The following is a 10,137-nucleotide window of genomic DNA, read 5'->3' as shown; positions in this document are numbered from 1 at the left end:
GCTCGCTCCTACAGTAGTGCCTTCAATGCCAGGGATACTTCCTCTCCCACTCCCAGGCATGCGCCACGATCTGTTCCAACCGGGCGTATTGCGGTCGCCAGCCCAGCAGTGTGTTGGCCCTGGACGCATCCGCCACCAACCGTGGCGGGTCGCCAGCGCGGCGTGAAGCTTCGCCGATGTAGATGTCCCGGCCGGTCACGCGGCGCGCGGTGTCGATCACTTGTTGCACCGAGAAGCCCTGGCCATTGCCCAGGTTGAACGCCGTGCTGCTGCCACCCTTGAATAAATAGTCCACGGCCAGGGCGTGCGCGGCCACCAGGTCACAAACGTGGATGTAGTCGCGGATACAGGTGCCGTCCGGCGTGTCGTAGTCAAAGCCATAGACGGTGATGGTTTTGCGCCGTCCGGAAGCGGCCTGCAGGATCAGCGGCAGCAGATGGGTTTCCGGTTCATGGCGTTCACCCAACTGCCCGTCAGGGTCCGCGCCGGCGGCGTTGAAGTAGCGCAGGCAGACCGACTTGAGCCCGTAGGCGCGGTCGAAATCTTCCAGCATCTGCTCCACCATCCACTTGGTGCGACCATAGGGGTTGATCGCGGCCTTGGGGTGCGCTTCATCGATGGGCACGTATTGCGGGTCGCCATAAACGGCGGCGGTCGAGGAGAAAATGAAGCGTTTGACCCCGGCGCGAACCATGGCCTTGAGCAGCGTCAGGGTGGCCGCCAGGTTGTTCTGGTAGTACTTGGCCGGTTCGGTGACGGATTCGCCCACCTGTATGAAGGAGGCGAAGTGGAACACGGCATCGAAGTGGTGGCTGGCGAACAAGGCGTCCAGCGCCTGGGCGTCGGCGATGTCGAGCTCGACCAGTGTTCCGCCCAGCAACGCGCTGCGATAGCCCGTGGAAAAGTTGTCCGCCACCACCAGTTCGTGCCCCGCGCCAAGCAACTGCTTGACCATGTGTGAACCGATGTAGCCTGCGCCGCCAATCACCAGGAATTTCATGCCGCCTCTCCTTGATATTGTTGCGGTGTCAGCGCAAGGCGGCTGACCCGTCCTTTAAAAGGTCTTTGCCGTCACTTCAGATTTTCACTCGCTTGCGATGCTTTTTTCAGGAATAACCAATTGGACGCCTGCAGGCCGTCAAATTTGATGGTGTAGCGGCCATCCAGGTAGGTGGCAGGCAGTTTCCCCAGTTGCCCAAGGGGGCCGCCCTGGGTGAACAGCGTCAAGCCCGGGGGGGCCTGGATGGACAGCGTGCCCTCCAGAGGCTCGACATGGAAAGGCGTCTTGTCGTTGTCCTTGGGGACAGCCCGGGTGCCCAGGGAAATCAGCAGGTCTGCGGACTTGCCGACGGGCACGCCGTCCAGGCTTTGCACCACGACGCTGGCGTAGGCGGTCTTGAGTTGCACCTGGATATTGCCCAACTGGATCGAATTGCCGCCGATCCAGCCGGTGGCCGCCTGGGTGCGAGGCGTATCGATGGTGTAGAGGCCTTGTTTCCAGTTGCGCTTGAGTTCACCGGTGTCCGTGGTGGATTCGCTGGCCGTGGCGTCCAATAGAGACTGTGCCGGATCGTGGAACACCTGTGCGTTCCTGGCGATGATGCCCGGTTGCAACCAGGGCAGTTGCGGCGTCTGTGGCATGGCAATTTGCAGCTTGCCTTTCTCCATGGCGGTGCGCAGCAGGGCCGAGCTGTCGGGTGTAATGCGTTGGTTGAACAGGGTTTCTGGCGTCGGCGCGAAGACATAGGTGGTCTTGGCTTCGTGAACGTCGCCGCGACGATAAAGCAGGGCGGCGGCGGGCAGGGTGGCCAACATGGCCGGGTCGTTGTAGGCGTGCCAGTTGCCGGCTGACTCCGATTGCCCGGTGAGTGGTTCCTGGCTATAGGCATATTGCATCAGCGCATCCCAGCCCTGATGGCTGGCCGTGCCGGCCATGTACAGAGGCAGCGAGTGGCGGTCGGCTATCGGGAAGGGTTCGTTGTTCCATTCGGTGACGGTCAGGGGTTTGCCGACGACCTGGCCGGCGCCAATCCAGTCCACCAGGCTGGCGCTGGCCAGCGGGTTTTTCTCAAGGGTCCCCGGGCCACCGTAGATATGCACGTCGACCACGTCACCGGCGGTCAGGGCGGGCAGGGCGCTCAGGCCATTGCCGCCCCAACTGCTGGTCGTGGCAATCGGCACTTTCACGCCGGTCTCGCGCAACGACTCGATCATGTCTACGTTGAAGCGCCGTTCCAGGTCGTTGAGGAACAGCTTGGCGGGGCCAGGCTCCCAGGATCGCCAGGTCTGGTCTTCAGGCAGGTTGTGCTGTTTGGCGAAGGCTTTGGCAGCCTTCATGTACAGTTCGTTGTGCTTGGGCACGGACTTGTCGGGCAACAGGGCGTTGCCATAGTGTTGGGTGATGTCGTTTTCGTTGGTGATCAGCACGGCGGCAACCGCCGGGTCATCCTTGTAGGCCAGGCCCGTGTAGCTGTTCACGTGGCTCAGATAATCCTTGGCAAAGCGTTTCATGGCCCGCTGGATCGTCTCGTTTACGTACGCATAGCCCTTGAGGTCGGCGATGCCATACTCGTTCTTCGGCAATTCATCGAAGGCAAAGATGTTGTCGTTAGCCCAGAGGGCTCGTTGAACGTGCATGTCGAGCCATACATAGATGCCCTCATCCTTGAGGCTCTTGATCCACAAGTCGAGCTTCTTCAGCGATTCTTCGCTCAGGCGCTGGGTATCATGCACTTTCCTGCCGTCACCGAAGATGTTGGGAAGGACCCACCACGAATCATGGTGGTGCAGTCGCGCCAGATTGAAACCCAGGGCCGAGAGACGCTTGGCCTGCAGCTTGATCGCATCGTCGGGTGTTTGAAATAACGTATAGGCCGACAGGTTGGTGCCCCAGAAGCGCGCCGGGGTGTTGTCGGCAAACAGCAGTTGCTCGCCCACAGCCTTGACGAAACCACGCTTGCCTGCAGGTTTTTCCGGGGCATTGAGAAAGGACAGGTCGACCGGTGCGGTTTTCCAGTCCAGTCGATCGCTCGGCCAGCTTTTCGGATCCGCAATTCCAAAGCGCTCGGCGGCGGTCGGCCCCAGCACCACATCGCCAGATACGCTGAACGTGGCTTTGAAGTTTTCGCGACCGGGCTTGATCCGGTCCTTGTAGAGAAACGCCCGCACCTGGGATCGATCACCCGGTTCGAAATACACCCTCGCCAGCGCGGGTTCGAAGCGCATCTCGATGCGCCGCCCCTGGGCATTGCCCCAGGTCCAGCCACGGTTGCCAGGCAGCAACACCGGCTCACCCATTGCTTCGGCAAGGGCCGGGTCGAAGTTGAAGACGATACCCCCGCCCATCACGTTCGTCTTGAGGCTGCGGGCATCCAGCACAAGGTTGATGCTCAACGTCTGCTCGTCTTGCTTGCGTATCTGCCCGGTCGCATCGAAATCGAGCTTCTGGCTCTTGCCCTCCATGGCGTAGACAAAGGGCGAGATCACCTTGAGCGAGGGGGTGAAATCCGCCCAGTCCCAGTTGCCACCCCAAAAGACGAATTGAGAGGCCATGGCAGGGCTGCCACCACGCGTGACCTGGGGCAGGCCGCTGCGTTCATCCACGCTGGCGACCCACTCCGCCGCCCGGGTACTCAATGGCCAAATGGCAACGGTCAGGAGAAAGACTGACAGCAAAGGCATGCGGTAAAAAAAACACGTCATGAGCGTTACCAGGTCTGTAGGAGGGTACTCTTGCTGCTTGCTGTCTCTGCGCGCTTGAGCCTGCGCGCCATCTGAGCATAGGACACGCCCAGCCCGGCTACCGACCAATACACCACGGGGATGACCGTAATGCTGCTGACGGTGATGATGGTCACCAGTATTCCGGCCAGTGTCGCCAGCAAGGCACGTCCAAGTCGCCGCGACTCATCCTCCTGCTTGGGGAACGAACGCATCGCCTTGCGAATACCAAGCGCAATGGTGGCGAAAAAAGCCACGAACAGCGTCAGCCCGATAAAGCCCATTTGCAGGGCGATGCCGATATAGGTGTTGACGATGTCGATGATGCCCTGGCCCTGGATCATTGACTGCATTTCAGGGGTGCTGCGGTAATCGAAGGAACCCAGCCATGGATTGCGCTGGATGACGATCAACGAGTTATCGATCAAGCGCTGGCGGTAGGTGATGTTCTCGACTTCTACAGAGCCGATGAAGGGCAGCAGATCAAGGATTTTCTGTCCGCCGGGCAAGATGGCCAACAGGGGCAGGGCGAGCAAGGCGGCGCCCCCGAGCAGCACCAGGCGCCTGACCGCATAACGGCCGGTGCCGATGAACATGACGATCATGACGGCGGCACCGATCCACGGGCCGCGCGACAGCGGCGCAAACAGTCCTCCAGCGAGCAGCAGGGCACCGAGTCGTCGCTGCAGTTTGCTGCGCACACCCTCCTGCAGGAACAGGTAAAAGCCGATGGCCACGGCGATGACATAGCCCAGCGCAATGGCCTGGCCAGTGGTGACGCTGGCGCGCAGCGAGCCGCCACGGCTGAGATAGGTGGCGATTTCCCATTGCACGCCCATGGCGTAGGTCAGCCCGTTGTACAGCAGCCATCGGCGGGTATATTCGAAGAGACCGATCAGCGACAGCAGCATGGCGGCGAGTAAAAAGGCCAACAGCGCATCCTTGAAGTCGCTGACATTCTTCATGGATCGACTGGCAACGTAGTAAGGCAAAAAAACATCGACGAACAGATAGAGCGATTGACGCAAGGTGTCGGTGGGCGTGGTCTGGCGCAGGAAAAGCGCAGACGTCAGCAGCAGGTAGGCCAGCAGCAGTTTGTCCGGCAGTGTGCGCCCGAAGGGCAGTGTGTCCGGCCGCTTGCGCAACGCCAGAAAAGCCGGGAGCAACACGCACAGTGCCAGTAGTCGTACATGGTTCAGGTCAAAAAGATAGTTGACCAGGCCGAAGCCGGGGACCTGCGCATTGGCGGGTGGAATGAGAAACAACAGCATGAAAAACAATGCGAGGGGATTGCGCTCACGCTGTCGCGTCACCGCCAGAATGATTGCGGTAACGCCCGCGTACACCCAGAAGCTATGGGAAAAAAAGGCTAGCAGCGTCAATCCGAACCAAAGGTTGCGCCGGCGGGTGAAATCACTCAGTGGGATCAGATCGGCCGCCGGTCGCCGTGCAAAAGCGAAGACGATACCGGCAAGGACCAGGATGACGACTAACGCGCGAAAGTGCTCAGGCATGGGCTACCGACTTATTTGATGAGAGAGCGATGGCTAATGGCTAGTGGTTTGCCTAATAGCGACTATAGTACCTTTCGAGTCGTTCAATACGGGGATTGATGTTATGCCGTCAGTTAACATATCGCCAACGTTCAGCCTTCGTCGTCGAGCGATATCTGCTGGGGCATGGAACCTGGGGGCGCTGGTCACTTCACAAGTGATACGCCTGGGCGGCAACCTGGTGATGACCCGTCTGCTGATGCCGGAAATGTTCGGCATCATCGCCATTGCTACCACCGTTTTGTTCGTCCTGCACCTGCTCTCCGATGTGGGGTTGCGCCAGAACATCCTCCAGAGTCCACGCGGCGACGACCCGGTATTCCTCAATACCCTCTGGACCGTGCAGATCGTGCGCGGCTTCGTGCTGTTCGCCTTTACGCTGTTGCTGGCAGCCGCTGCCTGGTATTCGCAAGTCATCGATTTCTGGTCGCACAACTCCACCTACGCCGCCCCTGAGTTGCCGATGGTGTTGGCCTGGACCGGTGTTACCGCGATCATCTACGGGTTCCAGTCGACGAAAGTCGACCTGGCCGTCCGCGCTTTCCAGCAAAAGAAAGTGGTGATCGCCGAGTTCGTCTCCCAGGTCGTAGGCCTGTTGGTGATGCTGGTCATCGGTTACTTCACCCATTCCATCTGGTCGCTGGTGGCGGCCGGCCTGGTCACGGCCCTGGTCAGCACGTTGCTTGGGCATTTCTGGTTCGAGGGGCCGTCCAACAGTCTGCGCTGGGAACGCGCCGCACTCCACGAACTGATGGTCTTCGGTCGCTGGATCCTGTTGTCTTCGGCCGTGGGCGTACTGTCCATGCAGGGTGACCGGATCATTTTCGGCGGCAGCATGACAGTCTTCGAAATGGGCGTGTATTCGATTGCCGTGCTGATTCTTGGCGCTTTGCAGACCGGCGTATTGAAAGTGGTCGGGGCCGTGGCCCTGCCAGCCTTCGGCGAAGCCGCGAGAACCAACGACTTCGAGCGCCTGCGCAGTTTGTATTACCGCTTCAAGATGATGGTCGACGTTGCGTTGCTATTTCTTTGCGGGTTCCTCTGGGTCACCAGTCCACTCATCATCAAAGTGTTGTACGACGACCGTTACGCCCAGGCCGGCCACATGATGGCCGTGCTCTCGACGTCGTTTTTCGTGATGCGCTACATCGTGGCCAATCAAATCTGGATCGCCCTGGGGCTTACCAAGTACCAGGCCATCGACAACATCATCCGTGTGGTGTCGTTATGGGTGCTGGTCCCGCTGTTACTGGCTTTCGGTGGGGTCGATTGGGCGATCTGGGGCGTCGCGCTGCATACGTTGCCGACCTTGGTGTTGGTTGTGTATGTCAATCGTCGCGTGGGTATTCTCGATATCAAGCGCGAGCTGATTGTGTTGCCTATGCTGGTGGTAGGGGCGTTGTGCGGGGAGCTGGTGCTGGTCGTTTTCAAGTGGCTTTTCGATTTAAGCGCTTGACCGGTTTTTCTTGACGTTGAAGCACCCTTTGAATCTCGGACGCAAATCTCGATCCAGTGGAGTCGTGAGTGATGAGTGAACGCGTGTTGAATACCTCTGTCATCAGTCGCAGGGGACTCATTCGGGCATTTGCCCTGTTAAGCCTGGGGGGGCTGGCGATGAAATTTACCGGGGTTGGGGCTCGGCCTACTGCAGGAAAATCGGAGTTTGTCGTGATCAACGGGTGGGTATTACCTGCCGCGCATTTCCGGTAACTGCAAATATGATCAAAGACTACCAAACGCAGAAAGACCTGCGCGATCACTATGATTTCTGCATCGTTGGTGCAGGCCCGGCCGGCATTACGCTGGCCTTGCGTTTGGCTGGCAATGGCTGGCGTGTAGTGCTTCTGGAGGGCGGGGGGCGCGAGTATGCCGCGTATTCGCAGAACCTCTACAAGTGTCCTTCGACGGGGCTGGATGTCTTCGCTGAAGAAACCCGCCTGCGCTATCTGGGTGGCACCTCCAATCATTGGGCAGGTCGTTGCCGCCCCTTCGAGCCTTCCGACTTTGCCCTGTCCCCACCGGTGAACTTGCCCGGTTGGCCCATCGCGTTTTCCGAGATGGAGCGCAATCTGCCAGCGGCCATGGCCATTCTGGACTTGCCGCTGGACTCGGGGTTCAAGACCGTCAACGCGGCCTTTAAAAGCGATGAATTCGAAGCCGACCGTTTCCTGCTCAGTCCACCGACCCGATTTGCACAAAAGTATGCCAAGGAACTCGAGGAGACCGAGGGCCTGGATGTCTTCATCAATTGCAATTGCGTCGACCTCGATTTCGACAGCAACACCGGCCGCATCACCGCCGTCGTGGTGTCCGATTACGAACGCCAGCAAGAGCGTGTCTTGGCCAAGCAATTCATCCTGGCCACCGGTGCGATCGAAAATGCCAGGCAGTTGCTCAACAGCAAGTCATTGGCCGCTGCCGGCGTTATCACGGAGGATGGCCTGGTCGGTCGATGCTTCATGGAACACCTGAACATCGCCCTCGGTACCTTCATCCTCAACGAAGGTGAAAGCCGGGAGGCCAGGCAGTTCTTCACCAAGGATGCGTTTGTGATCGAGCATCATTCCGGTAAAGGCAATGTCACCGCGTCCTTGGTGTCGGCGGTGGAAACCTATGGACGCTTGGCGGCAATCAAGGGTTTTTTCGAGAACCTGGCCTGCAAGGCAGGCATGGCGCACAAGATCGAGTTCATTGCCAAGTTCAACTGTCCCGGTGACGGGGAGCTCGGAACGATGATCGAGCAGTTTCCCAACCGCAACAGTCGCGTCTCGTTGACGCAAGAACACGATGACCTGGGGATGAGAATGGTCAACGTCCATTGGGAGCTCGCCCCTGAAGACAGGGAGACCATAAAAAGCATCGGCCTGGAGGTGGCAAAGTGTTTTGCCGAAGAAGGGCTTGGCTATGTCAAGTTGGAGGAAGCGGTGTATGACGTTTCCCTGCCGCTCAAAGTCGTGCCGCATGCCCATCACATGGGCACTACGCGGATGGCCAGCTCCCCTGAATTCGGGGTGGTCGATGAGAACAGCAAAGTGTTCGGCACCAATAACCTGTACGTCGCTGGCAGCAGTGTGTTTGCAACGGCCGGCGCGAGCAATCCAACCATGCCGCTGTTGCAGCTGACGCTGCGGTTGGCGGATTACCTCAACCATCAAATGGGCCCTGCGGCAGGCAGGTATTCTTGAGTGAAACAGTCTTAGGGAGAGCCACCAAAGCAGGGTGCCACTAGAACAACAACCATGGTGCATCTGGTCTTGGTACCGATGTGAAACGCTGACATTTGTGAGGCTGACAGGATGATTGGGCTAGCAAAGCGTGCAATACGTTACTACGTCAATAAAACGGGTCGGGGGAAGGGTTTATTCAAGAAATTTTGCCACCCCACAGGCTTCGAATGGGCAAACTACCTGGCGCGCTGGGGAGGCATTCATTCGGTCGGAAAGGGAGTATGGATCAATCCCGGCTGCAACATCCCCGACCCTTCGCTATTACGCATCGGCAACAACGTCGGCTTGTCCGATTGCACGATATTCGGGCATGACGGGCTGATTGGCGTGTTCGAAATCAGCGCGGGTAAACAGCTCGACTCCGTCGGTGCGGTCGATATATTCGACAACTGTTTCATCGGTTACCAGGCCATCGTCATGCCGGGCCGCAAAATCGGTCCGAATTCAATCGTTGCCGCCGGTGCCGTGGTCACCCGGGATGTTCCGCCCGGTGTCGTGGTGGGCGGGAACCCGGCGAAGGTGCTCTGCACCGTTGAAGACCTGATCAAGAAAATCGAAGAGCGTTGCGAAGCCTATCCCTGGATGGAACTCATCCGCCAGCGCGGCACGCACTTCGACCCGGATTACGAGCCCAAGCTCAAGGCCATGAGGGCGCAGTACTTCTTTGGCGAGAAAGCCAATGAGTAGCGCGTCCCTGGATGTGCTCGTCGTCAACTACAACACGGCGGGTCTGTTGCAGCCCATGTTCAATGCGCTGCGCCAGTCCAAGAGTACCGACCACGCACGCTACCTGGTGGTGGACAACGCTTCGGCGGACAACTCGCTGGATTGCCTGGGCGATATTTGTCCAGAGGCCGTGTTGCTGGCCAATAAAGACAATGTTGGCTTTGGCCGGGCCAATAATCAGCTGGTTGAACACCTGCAGGGCAAGTACGCGTTGCTGCTCAACACCGACGCGTTTGTGTCCGACGACACCCTGGCCAAGACCCTGGAGTACATGGAGGCTCATCCCGATTGTGGGATCCTCGGTGTACGCCTGGTCGGTCGGGACGGCGAGATGCAACCGTCCTGCCGTTATTTTCCGACGCCGCTGAATGTCTTCCTCGTGACGGCCGGCCTTGAACGCTTCTTCCCGTGGGTGAAACTGGTCGACGACCTGGACTGGGATCATGCCTCGGTGCGCGAGTGTGACTGGGTACCCGGTTGCTATTACCTGATCCGCCGTGAAGTGATCGACAAGGTCGGCCTGTTCGATCCGCGCTATTTCCTCTACTACGAGGAAGTGGATCACTGCCGGCGCGTCAAGGAGGCGGGCTGGAAGGTAGTCTACTACCCCCACACGTCGGTGGTGCATATCGGTGGCGAGAGTGCCAAGTCGGTCGACAAACTGAACATGGACGGCCGACAGCTGCAGACCCTGCAAATCGAAAGCGAGCTGTTGTACTTCCGCAAGCATCACGGTTTGCCGGGGTTGGCCTTGCACATGCTGCTGGTATGCCTGTGCGACCTGATCCTGGGGCTCAAGGCTTTGTTGAAAGGTCGCGGTCGGGCCGCCATCAAGGCGTGTTGGCAACACACACGTGTGACCTGGGCACTGTTGCGTAAAACCAAACTCGGTAGCCAACCCACACGGTAGG

At 59.0% G+C, this 10,137-nt stretch carries 7 protein-coding genes; 4 read left to right on the top strand and 3 right to left on the bottom strand.

Going from position 1 to position 10,137, the window contains the following annotated elements; all coding sequences use genetic code 11:
* Positions 1-22 precede the first annotated feature (22 nt).
* The 3 genes from galE to PG5_RS23495 all read right to left on the bottom strand — a co-directional run bounded on the left by galE (position 23) and on the right by PG5_RS23495 (position 5,234).
* Positions 23-1,000, bottom strand: a complete 978-nt coding sequence (gene galE, locus PG5_RS23505; RefSeq protein ID WP_020799632.1) for a UDP-glucose 4-epimerase GalE — start codon at positions 998-1,000, stop codon at positions 23-25.
* Between the two features lie 71 nt (positions 1,001-1,071).
* A complete protein-coding gene (locus tag PG5_RS23500) occupies positions 1,072-3,702 on the bottom strand; it encodes a hypothetical protein (RefSeq protein ID WP_020799631.1) in 2,631 nt (876 codons plus the stop codon).
* A 5-nt stretch (positions 3,703-3,707) separates the two neighbouring features.
* Positions 3,708-5,234, bottom strand: coding sequence for an O-antigen ligase (locus PG5_RS23495; RefSeq protein ID WP_020799630.1), 1,527 nt, complete (start codon positions 5,232-5,234; stop codon positions 3,708-3,710).
* A gap of 103 nt (positions 5,235-5,337) precedes the next feature.
* Here PG5_RS23495 and PG5_RS23490 point away from each other — a divergent pair, with 103 nt between their 5' ends.
* The 4 genes from PG5_RS23490 to PG5_RS23470 all read left to right on the top strand — a co-directional run bounded on the left by PG5_RS23490 (position 5,338) and on the right by PG5_RS23470 (position 10,136).
* Positions 5,338-6,729, top strand: a complete 1,392-nt coding sequence (locus tag PG5_RS23490; RefSeq protein WP_033039089.1) for an oligosaccharide flippase family protein — start codon at positions 5,338-5,340, stop codon at positions 6,727-6,729.
* 262 nt (positions 6,730-6,991) lie between these two features.
* Positions 6,992-8,458: an FAD-dependent oxidoreductase gene (locus PG5_RS23480; RefSeq protein WP_020799628.1), complete on the top strand. Its 1,467-nt coding sequence runs from the start codon at positions 6,992-6,994 to the stop codon at positions 8,456-8,458.
* A gap of 111 nt (positions 8,459-8,569) precedes the next feature.
* Positions 8,570-9,187 carry an acyltransferase gene (locus PG5_RS23475; protein WP_020799627.1) on the top strand — a complete coding sequence of 206 codons (618 nt, stop codon included), beginning with the start codon at positions 8,570-8,572 and terminating at the stop codon, positions 9,185-9,187.
* Complete coding sequence (locus PG5_RS23470; RefSeq protein ID WP_020799626.1) at positions 9,180-10,136, top strand: glycosyltransferase family 2 protein; 957 nt, start codon at positions 9,180-9,182, stop codon at positions 10,134-10,136. Before PG5_RS23475 ends, PG5_RS23470 begins: the two co-directional genes overlap by 8 nt.
* Position 10,137 lies beyond the last annotated feature (1 nt).

Source organism: Pseudomonas sp. G5(2012) (assembly GCF_000408945.1).
Lineage (GTDB): Bacteria > Pseudomonadota > Gammaproteobacteria > Pseudomonadales > Pseudomonadaceae > Aquipseudomonas > Aquipseudomonas umsongensis.
The sequence above is the reverse complement of the archived record's forward strand: the minus strand, read 5'-3'. Positions and strand labels throughout refer to the sequence as shown.

What these genes read in the sequence shown, in the direction of transcription:
- galE (WP_020799632.1), bottom strand. Translation starts at nt 1,000, where the DNA reads ATGAAATTCCTGGTGATTGGCGGCGCAGGCTACATCGGTTCACACATG.
- PG5_RS23500 (WP_020799631.1), bottom strand. Translation starts at nt 3,702, where the DNA reads ATGACGTGTTTTTTTTACCGCATGCCTTTGCTGTCAGTCTTTCTCCTG.
- PG5_RS23495 (WP_020799630.1), bottom strand. Translation starts at nt 5,234, where the DNA reads ATGCCTGAGCACTTTCGCGCGTTAGTCGTCATCCTGGTCCTTGCCGGT.
- PG5_RS23490 (WP_033039089.1), top strand. Translation starts at nt 5,338, where the DNA reads ATGCCGTCAGTTAACATATCGCCAACGTTCAGCCTTCGTCGTCGAGCG.
- PG5_RS23480 (WP_020799628.1), top strand. Translation starts at nt 6,992, where the DNA reads ATGATCAAAGACTACCAAACGCAGAAAGACCTGCGCGATCACTATGAT.
- PG5_RS23475 (WP_020799627.1), top strand. Translation starts at nt 8,570, where the DNA reads ATGATTGGGCTAGCAAAGCGTGCAATACGTTACTACGTCAATAAAACG.
- PG5_RS23470 (WP_020799626.1), top strand. Translation starts at nt 9,180, where the DNA reads ATGAGTAGCGCGTCCCTGGATGTGCTCGTCGTCAACTACAACACGGCG.